Consider the following 17,701-nt stretch of genomic DNA (forward strand, 5'->3'; position numbering starts at 1 on the left):
TGCTGTATGGGTGCGCAGCTTTTGCTGCCCAATGAATTTATGCCGGAAGTTGATATGCAGGGCTCACTTTTTTGAGGTACAGCATCCAACTTTTTTCTACGGCTGGATCGTGGTTAGTGGGTTTAAGGCTGGGCAACAGTAGGAGGCAGTTAGGATTCCGGGGTACAGGGGTTACTGGTAGGATATCATGTCACCTGAGCGGTAGCACCTGTAACCGATAGATGATGAAAACAGGGGAGAAGTCAGGGAATATTGCGGAACTATTATGAGGTAGATTTTCGGATTTTCCGACCTCCGACTTCTGGATTTCGACATCTGCTTTTTGGGCAGAAACCCATACCCCATATCACCCAGGTGCACTATCATGAAAACAGAGGCCTAAGTCATGAACGTTGCTGAATAAAAATGAGGCAGTTCCAACAAACTTCTGACATCCGGCCTCTGACCTCTATCTTTTTCTGCCGGTCTCATAAGACCGGCTGTTTTTGTGTTCTACTTGAAGAAAAACAGAAAAAAATCTTATGTATTTTAACTGGAAATGATGGAAATGCTTGTCTATGGCTATCTACAGTGGTAAAGTATCTGAAGAGGGCTTTCTGATGTGAATGTTTAAGGAGATGAATTCATGAACAGCTTTTTTTTTAGTTCTTTTTTCCGTCTTTATGGGGGCCACGGGGCAGATGATCCTGAAAATGGGGGCGGACAAGCTGGGGAGCGTTTTTATCTCCCGGCAGGATATTATTCCTGATTTGATAAGGATCGTGACAACACCTCAGGTGCTGATCGCTTTTGCCTTTTATGCGGCGGGATTCTTTACCTGGATGAAGGCTCTGACCAGGGAAAACCTGAGTTATGTATACCCCATGGTCAGTTTGAGTTATATATTGGTCTTGTTTTACTCCTATTTTCTTTTTAAGGAACCGATAACATTAAATAAATTCATGGGTATTGTCCTCATCATTGGTGGTGTTATTTTTATTAACAGGTAAGCGTACATGCTGTTCAATCGGTACCAGCAGATAATGAAAAGGTTTCCCAGTTCTTAGGCGCCAGGCACCTAAGAACTGAGGTTGTCAACGGTGCTAGGAACTATCTTTTTTCCGGGTAGATGCCTATGCCGCCTGAGCGGCACCAAAAGATAATGAAAACAGAAGCGGACTTAAGGAATGTCGAGTTGACAGAGAACCGTGTCCCTGTCAACCTCCCCCCGAAACCACACCATGTGGCCTGGATAATGCCGGTGGCCGCGGCCATGTTAGACAAGAGAATTGTGCCCGTGTCTCCACAAGAGAGCTTCCCTGCGTTTCACATCTGTGAGACAAGAGAACCGTCCCCGCGTCTAAAAGAAGAGCCGGTTGGTCACAAGGCAGTTTCTGAACACATAAACTTCCGACCAGCCGAAGGGACCGTCCCCCTGGCAGGTCCGTCCCCCTGGCAGGTCCGCGTCTCCGCACACAGTCTGTCGCCCTCCTGTCACCTCGGGGTGAGAACTGTCTTGACCGTAACTCCCGGGATGTTCCCCAGTTTTCCTGTCATGGCGCCGATTTCATCTGTGGTTCCATCCACGATTAGGGCGATGACAGAAACCTGTCTTGCTTGATATGGTACCCCCATTCTGCCTACGATGATTGTCCCGTGCTGGCTGAGGATGGAGTTGACACTTTCTGAAGCTCTTTTCCTGTCTTCGATGACGATACCCACAACACCCAATCGAGATTCCATTTAAATACCTGGTTCAAGAACTTAACTGCTTTTTTTGTCTTTAACCTGGATTCCCGGAAAATAATACATATGATTCTCTTAAACTATATGATATAAGGGATCTTACAAGATTTTTTATTCCTCACAGGTATTAATAATCTATACCTGCGAGGAGCAAGAAATGTAGTTGTAATCGTCAACTAAAAAGTGATCCACCGCGCTAATTAAAACTGATCCACTCTTCATCCTGATGCGTATTCCAATAAAAGTGGCCACTCAAGTCCATAGGTATAAAAACGTGGGAATTCAGGCTTTAAACCAGTTAAGCGGCCTTCCCATGACCAGGATTTTGCTCCTTTCTGTATTGGATTTACCTGTTCTGGGAACAGGCCATTTGGGGAAGGTCTTAGTCAGAGATTATGTATCGATAAAGATTTCATGCCCTTAAGGATTACATGTTTATAAAGAGTATGCGTCCCAAGGGATTACGTGCCCATAAAGATTACGTGTCCTTAAGGGTTGCGTATCCCTGGAGATTATGTATTCTTTAAAGAGAAGGGTGCCAGTGATCTTTCCAAAATACCGTGCAGGAAAGCCAGCAGCACTCCATAATTGACGATCGGGACTCCTTTTTCCCTGGCCTTGTTGATGCGGTAAAGCATCTGGCGCCTGTTGATCATGCAGCCTCCACAGTGAATGATCAGTTTATAGTCACCAAGGTTTTCCGGGTAAGTGAAACCGCTGTACCAGTGAAAATCAAGACCTCCCACACGCTGCTGCAGCAGACGGGGGATTTTTACGCGGCCGATGTCATCATCCTGGCGGTGGTGAGTGCAGGCTTCGGCGATGAGCACCATGTCTCCGCTTCTCAGCTGGTTTACTGCCTCTGCACCCCGTGCCAGTTCCTGGAGATCCCCTTTGCTGTGGGCAAAGAGGATGGAGAATGAGGTCAAAGGAACTGAAGGGGGGACTATGGCGTCTACATAGGGAAACACCTGGGAATCGGTGATCACCAGGTGGGGCGGCTGTTTCAGTTGGGTGAGGGCCTGTGGAAGCTCGCTGTCCCGGGTGACAAAGGCTGTGCCGCCGTGGTCGAGGATGTCTCTGATTGTTTGCACCTGGGGAAGGATAAGCCTTCCTTTGGGTGCCGCTTTATCGATGGGCACCACCAGCAGTATGACATCACCAGGGTTGATCAGGTCGCCGGCAATGGGGTGATCCTCAAAACCCGCGGGAGCCAGCTGAATGATGCGCTCTTTCAGTTGGGGAATCCCTTCACCTGTCAGGGCGCTGATTCCCAGCAGGGGGATGTCCAGGGATTTTTGCAGGGAATCGAGATCCGCCAAACCGGTATCTATTTTATTTACCACAGTGATCAGGGGGATGCCGTGTTTTTCGATCTCTTCCTTTAAATGTGTCTCAAAGTCATTTATATCAGCCACCGGGTCGATCACCATGATGGCCAGATCTGTTTCCTCCAGGACACGGCGGGCTTTGCGGGCGCGCAGTTCGCCCAGGTCCCCGGTGTCATCGATCCCCGCGGTGTCGATGAGCATGCAGGGGCCAACAGGAAGTATTTCCATGGCCTTGTAAACCGGGTCCGCGGTGGTACCGGGGACACTGGAGACCAGGGCGATTTCCTGGCCGGTGAGGGCGTTGATCAAGCTGGATTTTCCGGAATTGCGCCTGCCGAAGATGGCAATATGCAGGCGGTTTCCCCTGGGTGTTGTCTGCATGATGATGCTCCTTTCCGAAGGCCGAAAACTAACTTGTGGCTGTGTGTTATCTACATATTGCTGCTTCTTTCCGAAGATGATACAGGCCAAAAACTTGCTAACGGCTGTGTGTAATCTACATTATGTTCTTTCCCCAAATGTCAATAAATTTGGCAATTGCGGCAATTACGATGTGCGAACGCTGACTCCGTTACGTTCCTTTACAGTTGGTAGAATTATCAGGCCTCATAGTTCCTAAATGACAGAGGAAAAAAGTGTGACAAAAGGACCGTCCCCCTGTCACGTTTTAGAAATAGAGGTCTCTCTGCCCATCTTCCAGGAGCTTCAGTCTTTGCTTTGTTATTCCACGTACTTTTTCGTTGTCGATGCAGTTGAGGTTATCCTGGATCACCTTTTCTCCGATCTCTCTGGTTTCGGGTGAAGCGTAGTCCAGCAGGTATTCTTTAAATGTCAAAATGGCGTTTGGCCCACACACATTGCCGATTTTGCCGGTTTTAGCCAGGGACATGAAGCGGTCTCCTGTGCGGCCGCTGCGGTAGCAGGCTGTGCAGTAGCTTGGGATGTTGCCGCTGTTGCAGACCGTCTGGATTATCTCTTCCGGGGAACGGGTGTCGTCAACAAAGAACTGGGGTACGTCTTCCTCATGAATGTTCTCCTCGCTATAACCGCCTACTCCGGTGCAGGAGCCGGCACTCATCTGGCTGATTCCCAGTGCGACCAACTCCTCACGGTAGCCGGGGCGTTCCCTGGTGCTGATGATCATGCCTGTATAGGGGACAGCCATCCTGAGAACAGCGACCACTCTTTTAAAGTCCTCATCGGCAACCAGGTGGGGGAAGGTCTGCAGGTCAACCCCCTCTGCCGGTCGCAGCCGCGGTACGGAGATGGTATGGGGGCCTACCCCGAATTCTTTTTCCAGGTGGATGGCGTGCATGAGCATGCTCATCACTTCAAAGCGGTAGTCGTAAAGCCCGAAAAGCACGCCGATTCCCACATCATCGATTCCCCCCTGCATTGCCCGGCCCATGGCGGTGAGGTGCCAGAGGTAGTCGGATTTGGGGCCTTGAGGGTGCATTTTCTTGTAGGTTTCCTGGTGGTAGGTTTCCTGAAAGAGTATATAGGTGCCGATTCCGGCCTCTTTGAGTTTTCTATAATTCTCCACGGTGGTGGCGGCGATGTTGACATTGATTCTGCGGATATTGGAGTTTCCTTCTCTTACACTGTAAATGGTCTTCATGGCGTCAACAATATACTCGATGGGGCATTCTGTCGGGTGTTCTCCGGTTTCCAGGGCGATGCGCTTATGCCCCATTTTCAGCAGTGCTCTGACCTCCCGGGCGATTTCATCCATGTCCAGTTTGCGGCGCTTGAGGTCCTTGTTGGAGCGATGGTAGGTGCAGTAAACACAGTTGTTGATGCAGTGGTTGCTGATATAAAGGGGGGCGAAAAGGACAAGGCGCTTGCCGTAGATCTCCTCTTTGATCTCTTTGGCTACTGTGAACATCTGCTGGAGCAGATCCGGATCAGTTGTTTGGATCAGGGCTGCCACCTCATGGGGTTCCAGGCCGCGGGCCTGCCGTGCTTTGGCGATGATCTCCTGAATTTGGGAGGCTGGAGGGCTGCTGTTTTCTTCCAGCAGCGACCAGATCTCTTGCTCATTGATGAAGTTTTGCACTACGGAATCACTGTGGCTTCTGTCCGAATTGCGGGTCTCCTGATTATCGTTGAGGTTTTGCGCTGCGGGATCAGTGCTGCCTCTGTCCGAATTGCAGATCTCCTGATTATCGATGAAGTCCTCTGGACTTCCGAATTTTTTATCCATTTTGATCACTCCTCATTTTTGATTATTTTGAGATGAGTTGAACGGAACCGTCCCCGCGTTCCTCCCCTTGTCTCTCGTTAGAGAGCCCGTGTCCGGGATCTGCAGCCACCGAGCGGCCGATTTCCGCTGCCAGTTGTTGTGCCTGCCGGTACTCTTCTAGCGGGGATGTCTTCTTCGGGTAGATTTCATATAACAACCTGTATTTCATGGGTGTCAGGTTGACCATGAGTACATTGGCACCACCTGTTAAAGCAAGGCGCTGGCCTTCTGAAGAGGTGTACGTGCAGGTGCTTACACAGTTGCTTTTACAGGTACTTTCTGGAGCAGCGGTGCTTCCCGGAGCAAAGGTGTTTCCTGGTGCAGCGTTTTTCAGTGTGGCGGTGCCTTTTAGAAAAGCGCTTGTGCCTGTGCTTTTACAGGTGTTTCCACAGGTGGTTTTTGTAGCAGCGCCGTTCCTCGCAGCGGCGCTTCCCGCACCGGCATGGCTTTCTACAGCATCGATGTTCCTCAAGGCAGTGGTAGCCGGGAGGTGTGACCAGGGAAGCAGCAGCCGGGTGAGGGCCAGCACCCTCAGGGTCAGGTCTAAATTCCCGGCCGGGAAGTCTTTGAGCGGTGTTGCCGGGTGGGGGAGAAAGGGTCCGATGCCTGCCATATACAATTTCAGTCTGTGCATGAGGATGATGTCCTCTGCCAGCATGGCGGCGGTTTGTCCTGGCAGTCCCACCATGTTTCCTGATCCAGTCTGGTATTCAAGCTTTTTCAGCTGTTTAATGCACTCCAGGCGTTTATCCAGGCTGCTGCCTGGATGGAGCCGGCGGTAAAGCTCGCTGTCAGATGTTTCGAATTTGAGCAGATAGCGGTCTGCACCGGCTTCACGCCAGATTGCGTAGTCCCTCTCCGGGCGCTCACCCACACTCAGGGTTACAGCGATACCGGTTTTTTTGATTCTCTCTGATCACCTCTGCCAGCACCTGTGGGCCGTAGGTGAGGTCATCCCCTGACTGCAGGACAACGCTGAGGAACCCTTTTTCCGCTGCCTCTGCTGCGGTTTTGATGATCTCCTGTGGTGACATTCGGTAGCGGGGAAGTTTTTTGTTGTCTCTCCTGATGCCACAGTAGGCGCAGTTTCTGATGCAGTAGTTGGAGAATTCGATCAAGGCCCTCAGGTGGATGCCGTTCCCCACATATTCCTGGCGCAGGCGGTCAGCCTCATCCCGCAGCAGGGAGGTGGTTTGTGGGTTTTCGCTCTCCAAAAGGGCGGTGATCTCTTCTTTTGTCAGCATGTTGTGTTTCCGGTAGCGGGCGATGATCTCCACTACGGGCATCAGGTGACCTCCTTTTTTTATCGTTGATTGTTGAAAGCAGTGCTGTACAGGCTGTGATCCAAGCTAATACCCAGGAACGGCTGTGTGTGTTTCCCACAGGAGTGTGAGACAAGAGAACCGTCCCCGCGTCTCAGAAATGCACCGGGAACCGTCCCCCTTGCACGCCAACCGCCAAAAAAGGCCTGCCCCCTGCATTTTGTACGGCAGAGGGCAGGCCCATTAAAGACCCGTTATCCCCCTTGCCTTGAGGACATTATCATCTCTTGATTGTCCCTTGGGCGCAGGTGGTCATATTTGTTTTAATTTATGCGAAGCAGTGAACGATTTGACCCCTTTTAGAGAATTTCTTTGTTCTTTGGTTTGTAGGTTGTGTGCAGCAACTGGTGGGATTTGTGCCCCAGTGGTTCTTTGAGGAAGTCTTCGTAGATTTGTGTGATTTCCGGGTTTTCGTGCGATTTTCTGATGGGGCATGCTTCATCTTCAACATAGATGGCATTGATGCGTTCTTTTCTTTTTATATTGCTCTTGGTAATGGGCTGTCCGCCGCCGCCGATGCAGCCTCCCGGGCAGGCCATGATCTCGATGAAGTGGTAGGGAGATTCGCCTGCTCGAACCTGATCCATCAGTTTACGGGCGTTCCCCAGGCCGTGAGCGACCGCTACCTTGACTTTGGTGCCCTTGAGGTCTACTTCCGCTTCTTTGATACTTTCGAAGCCGCGCACTGCTGTGAAGTTTACATCTGTGAGTGTTTCACCTGTGACAACTTCGTAGACTGTGCGCAAAGCGGCTTCCATCACACCGCCTGTGGCTCCAAAGATGACCGCTGCTCCTGTATACTGGCCCATCCAGGGATCAAATTGGCTGGGCTCGATCTTGTCAAAGTCGATCCCAAACATGCGGAAAAGTCTTCCCACTTCTCTGGTGGTCAGCACCAGGTCCACATCCTGGAACCCGCTGTCATTCATCTCCGGTCGTGCGGCTTCGAATTTCTTGGCTGTACAGGGCATGATGGAGACTGAATAGATCTTGGACGGTTCGATATTCATTTTTTCCGCCCAGTAGGTTTTGACCAGTGCCCCGAACATCTGCTGGGGTGACTTACAGGTGGAGAGGTTATCCAGCAGATCCGGGTAAAAGGTCTCGATGAAGTTGATCCAGCCAGGGCTGCAGGAGGTCATCATGGGGAGTGTCCCATTCTCCTTCAGCCTCTTGAGAAGTTCATTTCCTTCTTCAAGGATCGTCAGGTCAGCGGTGAAGTTGGTATGCAGGACATAATCCAATCCGACACGCCGCAGTCCTGCCACGAACTTGTCCATGGGCATATCACCGGTAGCCATACCCACTTCCTCACCGATGGCCTCCCGGACCGCAGGGGCGATCTGAGTGACCACCACTTTATCGGGGTCAGCCACTGCTGCCAGGAATTCATCGATCTGCTCATTTTCGGAAATGGCTCCCACAGGGCAGGCATGGATACACTGGCCACAGAGGACACAGCCGGTCTCGGCCAGCGGTTTGCCCATCACAGGGGAGATACCGATTTCATAACCGCGTCCCTCAATACAGAGGGCGTTCACTGTCTGGATGACACTGCAGGCATCAACACAGCGGCGGCAGGCGATGCATTTATCCGGTTCGCGCACTATGGATACTGTGGAGCGGTCTTCCGGCAATCCCTTCAATTTCAAGGGGAAGGGGTTGTCGCGGATCCCGTACTCTTCCACCAGGGCCTGCAGTTCACAGTTCTGATTTCTGATGCAGTTCAGGCAGTCCTGTGGGTGGTGTCCCAGGATCAGCTGCAGGATCATTTTCCTGGTTTTGATCACCTGTGGTGTGTGTGTGCGGACGACCATTCCTTCATTCACCTGGGTTTCACAGGCCGCCTGCAGCAGTGGTTGTCCTTCTACTTCACAGACGCAGATCCGGCAGTTGGCCTTGACCGCCTGATCAGGGTGGTGACAGAGTGTGGGAATTCTGATGCCCACTTCTTTTGCTGCATCCAGAATGGTGGTACCTTCAGCTACAGAGAGTTTAATGCCGTCTATACTCAGGTTGACCATCTGCCTTACCTCCTTTCCCCGTTCAAGAGATTGAAATGCTTGATGGCGCTGAGGACAGGTACGGGTGCTGCCTGGCCGAGTCCGCAGAAACAGGCGACTGCCATCATCTGGCCCAGGTCGGAAAGCAGGTCGAGATCAGCACTGACACCGCTACCGGCACTGATTTTTTGCATCAGGTCATGGATGCGCATAGTGCCCTCCCGGCAGGGGGTGCACTTGCCGCAGGATTCATGCTCAAAAAATTGGCTGATTTTACAAACGATATCCCGCAGATCTCTGCTCTCGTCAATGACGAATACAGCGCCTGAGCCCAGGGCTGCCCCGATCTTCTGCATGGCATCAAAAGCGATGGGTGTATCCAGGTACTCCGGTGGGATCAAGGCACCTGAGTTCCCCCCGATTTGGACGGCCTGCAGCTGTTTACCACTGGCGATGCCCCCTCCGAACTCATAGATAACACTTCTGATTGTGGTGTTGGTCGGCACTTCGATAAATGTTTTGTTGACCAGATCACCTGTGAGCGTCATCACCTTGGTTCCGGGGTAGGAGGGGTCACCGATTCCGGCGAACCAGGCACTTCCTTTTTCAACAATCTGAGGAATATTGGCTAGGGTTTCCACATTGAGAACTGCAGTGGGTTTGCCCCACAGCCCGCTTACCGGTGGGTAGGGCGGTTTAGAGCGAGGCTCACCCCGTTTACCTTCAATAGACTCTATCAAAGCGGTTTCTTCACCGCAGACATAAGCACCGGCGCCCATACAGATTTCCACCTGGAAATCACCTAATACATCTTTTTCTTTGGCCTGTGAGATGGCAGTGTTCAAGATATCTGCCACATAGGGGTACTCAGCGCGCAGGTAGATGATCCCTCTTTTTGCACCCACAGCATACCCGCAGATGGCCATCCCCTCCAGGACTGCCTGGGGATCGCTTTGCAGGATGATGCGGTCCTTATAGGTTCCAGGCTCTCCCTCATCAGCGTTGCAGAGAATAAACTTCTCCTCACCAGGTGCATCACAGGTAAAACGCAGTTTTCTGCCAGTATTGAAACCAGCTCCACCACGCCCCCTGAGACCTGATTTCTCGATCTCTTCGATGAGGTTGATAGGGCTTATGCTGCGGGCTTCTTCCAGCGCTTTATAGCCGCCGGCATTGATGTAATCATCGATTTTTAAACTATCAATTTTGTCATAATTGCGCAGAACAATGCGCATTTCAGCTTCCACTGTTTTTCCTCCTTTCAAAAAAGATTTAATACCCAGCTAAAATAGCGGGGATATTTTCCGGAGCAACATCGACATATGGCTTCCTGTTGATGGTGACTACGGGTGTTCCCTGGCATTGGCCAACACACTGTGTAAACTCCAAAGTAAACTTGCCGTCCGGTGTTGTCTCTCCCATTTTGATGCCCAGCTCCTGTTCCAGGGCAGCTACTATTTCGTTAACTCCTGCCACATGGCAGGGAGCGCTTTCACAAATGCGGATTACATTTTGGCCGCGTTGTTTGGTGGCAAAGTAGGAGTAGAATGTAGCTACTTCATAGGCGTCTTTTGTTGGGATGGCGAATACCTTGGCTGCAGTGAGGATGGCCTCCTCCGGTAGAAAACGGATCTTCTTTTGGATGGCATGGTAGGCCTGGATGATCCCTCCCGGAAGCCCCTTATGTTCATCAAGGATCTCTTCATAGTTGCTCACAGTTTGCACCTCCTTCCTGATATGATTGCTTGCACCTCCTTATTGAATGATTGATTGAAAGAAGTTTTATCTATCTGTATTGTTCGATCGGCAAGTTCCATATTTAAAAAAAAGTGAGGAATTGGCCAATAAAAAAAAGGACCATATTTAATTCCTGCTCCCTGATGGGAGGTCAGAACCTTCATGGTTCTTTTCACGTTCTATATATTATTTTGAAAGCGTACTCTCCGGAAGGTTACCCCCTTCTTGAAGGGCATGACTCTGGAGGGTTGAAAGACTAAAATACTATAAATAACTCTGTCGTAATACTATTCTTCCTTAAACAGATAATTCCTTCTCGATCTGAAAATAATTTATTACTCGAGTATGGCCTTTCTGTGTTCCTCCAAATTATCAGCTACCTGACGAAAGATCTCGATGAACTCTTCTATTTTGTCTTCGGGGATTCCAGCAGCGGCAGCTATTACCAGGTCAGCGTACTGCTTTTGGATATGCTCTTCTTCTCTGCGGGCTTTTTCAGTCAAGTAGACCAAGTAGGCTCTTTTGTCTGTAGGGCTGTGTTTACGGGTAATATATCCTTTTTTCACCAGAGACGTGACCGTCCTGGAAATAGCCGGTTTGCTGACATCAACTCCGGATACGATATCATCCTGTTTTACTCCGTCACCATTCGAATACAGAAACATTAAAACATTGGCCTCTGCACTTCCCAGGTTTTTTTCCCGCAAGGCATTGATCACACATAATTGGCCTGCCTGGATGATCCTGCTGGAAATGCTTACTAGAAGTTGAAATCTTGTCAATGCAACTGCCCCCTTTAGGGAGTATTTTACCCTTTTTAGCTTACTCTGTTTTCTGTTAAGATTCAACTGTAGGTGATAGAGGGATGGGTATTTTGTCACGTTTTTTTTTGTGATATGGGAAGGGGACGGTAAAGAGATCAGGAGAACCGTCCTCCTGATCTCTTCTGTCACCTATGAGAACAGATTTTTGAAAAAGTTCTTGATCGACTGCCAGGGGGTATTTTTTGTCGGTTCCGGTGCAGACTCTGCTGCGGGTTCGGTTATTTCAATACCTTCCGTCCGCAGGAGAAACTGGACCTGGCTATTGCTGTTGTTGGTGTTATCCATAAAAGATTTGTAGTCATCAGCTAGAATCTCAAGCTTATCTGTGACAGCCTGGCCGCGCTTCAGTTCATTGAACTGGCCTCCTGATTCTTTTTTCGTGGTTGATATGCCATCTGCTGCTTTGAGGAGTCCATCTGCAAGCTGTCCCTGGCCTTTGGCCAACTCCTTCATGCCGCTGCTTAAGGATGGTGTCTCCTGGGCAAGGCGTTGGGTGCCCTGGTGGATTTCACCCAGGCCGCTGTTGAGCATGTTTACAGCATCAGTAAGCAGAGCCAAAGGGTCATTTTCTTGAGAAGGTAAAGAAGGTAAAGAAGGAACATTATTAGGATTTTCAAGGTTTTTGATCAGTGCATCGATGCGCACGTGGGCCTCATAATTTTCTGGATTCTCTTGCGGGCTTGGGATTGATTGCTTTAGCTGATATAATTGCGTGATTAACTCCTGTGTCTGCTGTGTTTGCTGGGCTAACAACTCGGTTAACTGCTGGGTCAGCTGTTCATTTGATGCTGCCAGTTGCTGACGCAACTGCTCCAACCCACCAGCCAGCTGTCCGGATCCCTCATAAGCCCCTTTCACACCCTCTTCCAACTCCCCAAGACCTGCGGCAACCTGGCTGCAGCCGTCAGCGATCTTTTCCTGGTTGCGCTGTATCTCCTGGGCGGCGGATCCCATTTTATTCAGTGAGCTTTCCAACTGACCGAGACCGACGATCAGTTGGTTCAGCTCGCTATCCATATCTAATGATGGCAAAGGAAGAACCGTCGGCAGAGCGGCGATTTCGATAGGGTTCAGCTCGATGTTATTTCCCTGCATCTCCAAAGAGATTTCCTCTTTAGGAAAGGGGAAGACCATCCAGGCTACCTGGATTTGATCTCCAACTACTACCTGGCTGGCACCTGGGGTTTTTATATTTTTCCATTTTCCTGCGGGTATAGTTGTGGAAACCTGAAACATAAAGGGCGTATACAGTGTTTCTTCTGCTGAAAGCTGTTTTCCCTGCTGCCCTTGATAGGACAGCATGAACTTCTGTTTAGAAAGGTTCTCCAGGTGAATATTTACTTTCAGGTTTCCGTTTTTTCCGGCAAGCTGCTCCGGCTTGATCGGCTTGCCGTCCAGGGTGTAATCGATGACAATTTTAAAGGGCAGTTCCTTATCGGTAAGGCCCTGGTAGAACAGCCCCTTTTCTTCAAAGGCCGAGGATGGCCAGGATATTTGGTCTTTGCCCATCCGGGGTTTGACATCAGAGCCGCTGTTATTGATTTCACGGTAATTGCCATAATCAGTCCAGCTATCACCATCGGGTGTTCCGTAGGCCCAGTTGACCACCTGCACCTCTTTGACTGTGCCGTCATTGGCCAGCAGTCCGTAGACTTGTTTCGTTTTTCTGCACAGCAGCCATGGTGGGGCAGGGGCAGATCAACACAAACACAAGAAGCAAAACCAGGAAGCGTTTTTTCACAGTTATCCTCCTTTATCGGTTATTTTCTGTTTGACGGACCGGTTCACCAGCCGGTTTATCAGACGGTTCAATCACAGGTTCGATCGCGGTTTCGATTGCAGCCTGCGGCCATCTCCAGGTAGTGCGGGCGATCACTTTGTCGCTCAACAACAAAAGTGAAGGCAGTATGAAGAGGATGGTGAGCATGCTGATAAATGCGCCGACTCCCAGCATGCCGCACATCTGTCCGGCCATTTTTATCTTGGAAAAAGAGGCCACAGCTATGGTGCTGACCGTAAGAGTCAGTGAGCTGGTAAGAATGGAGCGGCCGCTGCGTTCCACAGCCAGGCGCATGGCTTCTTGAGGTGGATGTTCCTGGAGTGACTCTCTATATTTGCTGGTCAGCAGGATGGCATAGTCCACTGTTGCTCCAAGCTGCACCGATCCCAATACCAGATATGTCACAAAGTAGAGTTCAGTTCCGCTGAGGAAAGCCCCGGATAGGTTGACCCAGATGGCAAACTGGATTGCTAAAACCAGGAGAACCGGCAGTGTCAGTGAGGAAAAAGCTATGGCGATGATCATGGCAATTGCCAGGGCCGAGATCATGTTCACCCGCGCAAGATCTTTATTGGTAAGGTTTCTTAAATCCTGGATCAGGGCTGCTTCACTGCTCAGATAGACATGATCATAAAGTGAGCCGGTGGTTTTTTTGATTTGGTTCAGGGCCTTGTCTGTTCGGCTGTCTGCCTGCCCGGTGCTCAGTTCAACTGCACAGTAGGCATAGCGGCCGCCGCGAAACTCTGATTTCACATCATCAGGAATGAATTCTTCAGGGATGTGGGGTCCTGTAAATGTAACCAGAGAATTAACTGATTTTACCTCCGGGATGGTTTTAAGGTGTTCTGTGAGCTCCTGTTCTGTAGCCAGTCCGCGGTCTTCGAATATTACGTAAACTATTTCTGCGACACCATGCTTCTGCTTCAAACGTTCAGCATCAGCCACTGCGGTGATTTCCTTGGAGAGACCCTTTTCCAGACTGTAAAAGACACCCACATTCTGCTTGAGAAAAAATGCCGGAACCAGGAGTATCAAAAAGAGAGCGAGGAATGCTGTGCGCCGGTTGACCACCAGGTTTGCGGCCTTAGTGAAGTTGGGGAGCAGGATGCGGTGCTGGGAGCGTTCGATCTGCTTTTGGAAGATCAAGATCAGTCCCGGCAGCAAAAGCAGTATACATATCAAGCTGAAGATAACACCTTTGGCCAGAACCATTCCCATATCACGCCCGAGACCGAACTGCATCGTCACCAGGGCCAGAAAACCGGCTATGGTTGTCAAGGCGCTGGAGGTGATGGCAGTGCCGGTGCGGGAAAGGGCCACAGTCATGGCCTGATCAGGGCTGTCATGCTTATCCTTTTCCTCTTCAAAGCGGTGGATCAAAAAGATGCCGTAATCCATAGTTACGGCCAGCTGTAAAACAGCTGCCACAGCCTGGGTGATGTAGGAAACCGATCCCATGAAAACATTGGTTCCCATGTTGTAGACTACAGAAAACCCTACTGTAATTAAGAGCAGAACAGGCTGCAGCACAGAACTGGTGGACAGGGACAGAACGAGAAAGATGGCGGTCACTGCAATCAATATATATAAGTACTGTTCTTTGCTGAAGACATCGTTCAGATCCAGGAGAATCACCGGAAAACCGCTGATAGTGGCCTTTGGTCCTGCCAGTTCCCGGATCTCTCTGACCGCCTCCTGGGTGACACTGGATGTAGAATTGTGGATGAACTGCACCTGTATAATAGAGGCATCACCGGATTCAAAGTTTTTTCGTATCTCTTCAGGAATATAAAATGAAGGGACACTGGGGTGATAGAGATCATCGAGCCAGCTGGCTTTTTCGACACCAGGTACCTTCTGAATGCTTTCTTTCAACTGGGCAACCTGGTAGGGATCCTGGTTTTCGACCATGACATAAACATTGGCCGCGATCCGGAAATCCTTTTCCAGAATATCCTGGCCCTGTTTGGAGCTCAGGTGTTTGGGCAGGTAGTCGGTTACATCATAGTTTATTTGTGTTTGTAAATAGCCTATTAGGGCGGGTATTAACAGAATGGAAGCGATGATCAGTAAAATCTTTCTATGCTTGACAACAAAATTAGACCACTTCACAAATAAATCACCGCTCCTTTTAAAGAGTGTAAGCCTTGCTTGGGAGAGTTAACGGTTATGGTGTTAACTGAAGACACCTTACAGTATATAGCAGGATGGTTAACGCGTCAACCAATTATTCCGGGGGGACAGCACCTGTTTTTCTGCAAATAGGTATATTACAATGTATTTACAGCTTGTTAATCAGAAATGCTCACTTTTTCATCCTCCGAAGAATCGGTATTGATGAACTATAGGTGGAGAGTTCCGGGGACTGCTGTTTTGAATGAATATATGGAAGGAATTCGCTGTTTTCCTGTAGAAAAAATAGTGAATGGCTTTGCATTTTACAAACAGCCAGTTTTCCGGTTGTCGACGGCGGCTGGCTGTTTTTATGATATGTGGGAGGTGGGAAGTTGGAAGTGAGAAAGGATGTGGGATGTGTGAGGTTAGAGGTGGGAATGGAGAATAGATGTCAGAAGTCAGAAGTCTGATGTCGGAAAAATGATGGCACTTGCGACAACAAAGGAGCGGCCGCGAACAAGGCGGCTCTACTATCTTAAATTAGCCTTGCAAAAAAGTTTGAAGCGGAAAAAGACAGCGGTATATCTTATAACAGCAAAGGGCTCATAGCAAAACAGAATGTCTGCCCTTGGAAGGTGATAGGTAAATGCAGCAGAAAGAATTGAAGCAGGGTATTACAGAAGCGGTTCCGATAGTGCTGGGGTATCTGCCTGCTGGGTTGGTGCATTTGGGGGTCTGCCAAGGAAGGCGGGGATGTCTGTGGCTCAGGCAGTCATGATGTCTGTACTCTGTTTTACCGGGGCCGGCCAGTATATTGCGATAGGGATTATGCAGGCGGGAGGAGCAGTGATCACCATTATCCTGGCCAATATCCTGGTTAATTTGAGGTATCTGCTTTTCTCTACCTCAACTGTACCTTATTTAAAAGACAGGGTGCAGCCATTGGTGGCCAGTTTGCTTTCCTACGGTTTAACCGATGAAACCTATGCCGTGGCCATGAACCACTACCAGGACCATCCCGCTACTGCTTCTTATCTAGCGGGTTTAAATCTGACCTCCCACCTGGGATGGATAGGCAGCACCCTTTTGGGGGCGCTCCTGGGCAGCTTTATTACAAACACAGATCGGTTGGGATTGGGATTTGCCCTGCCTGCCATGTATACCTGCTTACTGGTTTTGATGATCAACCGGCGAACCGATATCTGGGTTGCTGTGTTTACAGCGGTGACCTGCCTTGTCATTGGGTATCTGGTCCCGGCGATGATGGATAACCTCTCAAACCTGATCATAGCCACGGTCATCGGTGCAACTTTAGGGGTGATCATTAATGGACAACACTAGTATCTGGGTCATGATTATTGGAGTATCTATAGTCAGCCTTACACCGCGTATCTTTCCTGTTGCCTTTTTCTCCCGTTATGAATTTCCAGCTATAGTTAAGGAATGGCTGTCCTTTGTTGCTCCGGCGGTTTTAGGGGGGCTGACAGCCTTAAGTATTCTTGCTCCCCAGGGGAAGATCGATATCAGTATACAAAACATCTATATCTGGGCGTTTATACCTACAATTGTTGTTGCAGTTAAGTTCAAGAATCTGTTTATCACCTTGTTGGTGGGTATTGTAACCATGGCTTTTCTCTATAATTTTCTTGGTCTGTAACAAAAAGAGTTGGAATGTCGCACATAATGTAAAATATTCTGTCATTTTCAACTCTTTTGCAGGGAAATGCCAGAAAAGAGTTGAATGATATAGTGTACAGTTTAATTTGATTAGTTTCGGGGCTGGATTATCTGTATGGGGGCGCTGTTGGGTGGATGAGATCACACTAGGTTTGATTCTTTTTCGGTATATACCGGAAACAGCTTTAGTTGTTACTTTATCTTTGATTTTAACTGGGTATGAGGCGAAGCTGAAAACAGTGACTCTAATAACAGTTATCGGAGCGCCTCTCATAGCTGTGATCAGGTCATTTTCTCTAACCCCCGGTGTCAATACCATCATTATGCTGCCTGTTTTAATTCTCCTAATCACTTTTTTTTTGTAGAATAGGGATTCTCTCGTCTTCAGTCGCCTCCGGTCTTGGGTTAATTATTATGGGATTGACGGAAACAGTTTATACATTTTGTGTCACTAAATTGACTGGAATCGAAATCAAGATTATTTTGGCAGACCCGATCCTGAGATTACTCGTTGCTGTACCGGAGTATATTTTTTTAGCAATAATAATTATCATCTGTAAGCGATATCATCTAGTGCTGATCAACATCCGGGAGCTCAATGAAATAAGGCGGATCAATGACTATGAAAGATAGATATTCAATCGGTGCAATAATTGTATTGGGGATCGCCAGAACCCGCGCTCCCATTATTTAACATGTCTACATTTTAACTGTTCCGGAATTTCCATTTATAGTACTTGGAGAAAGCGTAAAAAACTTATATCTCCTGAAATCTTTGTCTTCAGGAAACGATTTTTTGATTATTTATTTTCCATGGGGCACTCTATATCATCGAATAGTCGCCTTCATACTAGCATGTGATCAAAAGATACGTGCTAGCTCCTGTCCTGATATACTCCAAGCATTACGCATCTTCTCCGCTATCTCTCTGACCGCTAAACCTAC

17 protein-coding genes are annotated in these 17,701 nt (G+C 49.1%); 6 read left to right on the forward strand and 11 right to left on the reverse strand.

Translation table 11 applies throughout. From position 1 onward, the window contains the following. Positions 1-680 precede the first annotated feature (680 nt). Complete coding sequence (locus SSCH_RS06090; protein WP_052835385.1) at positions 681-989, forward strand: EamA family transporter; 309 nt, start codon at positions 681-683, stop codon at positions 987-989. 484 nt (positions 990-1,473) lie between these two features. Here SSCH_RS06090 and SSCH_RS06095 read toward each other — a convergent pair whose 3' ends face one another. The 11 genes from SSCH_RS06095 to SSCH_RS06145 form a co-directional block, all read right to left on the reverse strand. Continuing rightward, complete coding sequence (locus SSCH_RS06095; RefSeq protein WP_044664692.1) at positions 1,474-1,722, reverse strand: TM1266 family iron-only hydrogenase system putative regulator; 249 nt, start codon at positions 1,720-1,722, stop codon at positions 1,474-1,476. Between the two features lie 515 nt (positions 1,723-2,237). Continuing rightward, on the reverse strand, positions 2,238-3,437 hold the full coding sequence (hydF, locus tag SSCH_RS06100; protein WP_044664693.1) for a [FeFe] hydrogenase H-cluster maturation GTPase HydF: 1,200 nt from the start codon (positions 3,435-3,437) through the stop codon (positions 2,238-2,240). 286 nt (positions 3,438-3,723) lie between these two features. Beyond that, complete coding sequence (hydG, locus tag SSCH_RS06105; protein WP_084710971.1) at positions 3,724-5,259, reverse strand: [FeFe] hydrogenase H-cluster radical SAM maturase HydG; 1,536 nt, start codon at positions 5,257-5,259, stop codon at positions 3,724-3,726. Between the two features lie 22 nt (positions 5,260-5,281). Continuing rightward, positions 5,282-6,172 (reverse strand): radical SAM protein, encoded by an 891-nt coding sequence (locus SSCH_RS18975; protein ID WP_052835386.1) that lies wholly within the window; start codon positions 6,170-6,172, stop codon positions 5,282-5,284. Then, positions 6,165-6,584 (reverse strand): radical SAM protein, encoded by a 420-nt coding sequence (locus tag SSCH_RS20835; RefSeq protein WP_052835387.1) that lies wholly within the window; start codon positions 6,582-6,584, stop codon positions 6,165-6,167. Before SSCH_RS20835 ends, SSCH_RS18975 begins: the two co-directional genes overlap by 8 nt. Before the next feature lie 335 nt (positions 6,585-6,919). Beyond that, the gene (locus SSCH_RS06115) at positions 6,920-8,644 is read right to left on the reverse strand and encodes an NADH-dependent [FeFe] hydrogenase, group A6 (protein WP_044664694.1); all 1,725 of its coding nucleotides are present in this window, start codon (positions 8,642-8,644) and stop codon (positions 6,920-6,922) included. Positions 8,645-8,649: 5 nt separating this feature from the next. After that, positions 8,650-9,870, reverse strand: a complete 1,221-nt coding sequence (locus SSCH_RS06120; protein WP_156972135.1) for a complex I 51 kDa subunit family protein — start codon at positions 9,868-9,870, stop codon at positions 8,650-8,652. A gap of 25 nt (positions 9,871-9,895) precedes the next feature. Then, positions 9,896-10,339 (reverse strand): NADH-quinone oxidoreductase subunit NuoE family protein, encoded by a 444-nt coding sequence (locus SSCH_RS06125; protein ID WP_044664695.1) that lies wholly within the window; start codon positions 10,337-10,339, stop codon positions 9,896-9,898. 356 nt (positions 10,340-10,695) lie between these two features. After that, positions 10,696-11,142 (reverse strand): MarR family winged helix-turn-helix transcriptional regulator, encoded by a 447-nt coding sequence (locus tag SSCH_RS06135; protein ID WP_044664697.1) that lies wholly within the window; start codon positions 11,140-11,142, stop codon positions 10,696-10,698. Positions 11,143-11,313: 171 nt separating this feature from the next. Next, on the reverse strand, positions 11,314-12,792 hold the full coding sequence (locus tag SSCH_RS06140) for a hypothetical protein (RefSeq protein WP_044664698.1): 1,479 nt from the start codon (positions 12,790-12,792) through the stop codon (positions 11,314-11,316). A gap of 145 nt (positions 12,793-12,937) precedes the next feature. Beyond that, positions 12,938-15,076 carry an efflux RND transporter permease subunit gene (locus SSCH_RS06145; RefSeq protein ID WP_052835388.1) on the reverse strand — a complete coding sequence of 713 codons (2,139 nt, stop codon included), beginning with the start codon at positions 15,074-15,076 and terminating at the stop codon, positions 12,938-12,940. A gap of 649 nt (positions 15,077-15,725) precedes the next feature. Between SSCH_RS06145 and SSCH_RS20840 the strand changes: the two genes are divergently transcribed. The 5 genes from SSCH_RS20840 (at position 15,726) to SSCH_RS06165 (ending at position 17,389) form a co-directional block, all read left to right on the forward strand. Continuing rightward, positions 15,726-15,857 carry a hypothetical protein gene (locus SSCH_RS20840; protein WP_269746129.1) on the forward strand — a complete coding sequence of 44 codons (132 nt, stop codon included), beginning with the start codon at positions 15,726-15,728 and terminating at the stop codon, positions 15,855-15,857. Beyond that, entirely contained in the window at positions 15,839-16,420 is a 582-nt protein-coding gene (locus tag SSCH_RS06150) for an AzlC family ABC transporter permease (RefSeq protein WP_232294254.1), read from the forward strand. Before SSCH_RS20840 ends, SSCH_RS06150 begins: the two co-directional genes overlap by 19 nt. After that, positions 16,407-16,736: an AzlD domain-containing protein gene (locus SSCH_RS06155; RefSeq protein ID WP_044664699.1), complete on the forward strand. Its 330-nt coding sequence runs from the start codon at positions 16,407-16,409 to the stop codon at positions 16,734-16,736. Before SSCH_RS06150 ends, SSCH_RS06155 begins: the two co-directional genes overlap by 14 nt. A gap of 151 nt (positions 16,737-16,887) precedes the next feature. Then, positions 16,888-17,121 (forward strand): hypothetical protein, encoded by a 234-nt coding sequence (locus tag SSCH_RS06160; RefSeq protein WP_044664700.1) that lies wholly within the window; start codon positions 16,888-16,890, stop codon positions 17,119-17,121. 91 nt (positions 17,122-17,212) lie between these two features. Further along, positions 17,213-17,389, forward strand: a complete 177-nt coding sequence (locus SSCH_RS06165) for a hypothetical protein (RefSeq protein ID WP_156972136.1) — start codon at positions 17,213-17,215, stop codon at positions 17,387-17,389. The last annotated feature ends 312 nt before the right edge of the window (positions 17,390-17,701 follow it).

It is taken from the genome of Syntrophaceticus schinkii, assembly GCF_000946815.1.
Classification (GTDB): domain Bacteria; phylum Bacillota; class DSM-12270; order Thermacetogeniales; family Thermacetogeniaceae; genus Syntrophaceticus; species Syntrophaceticus schinkii.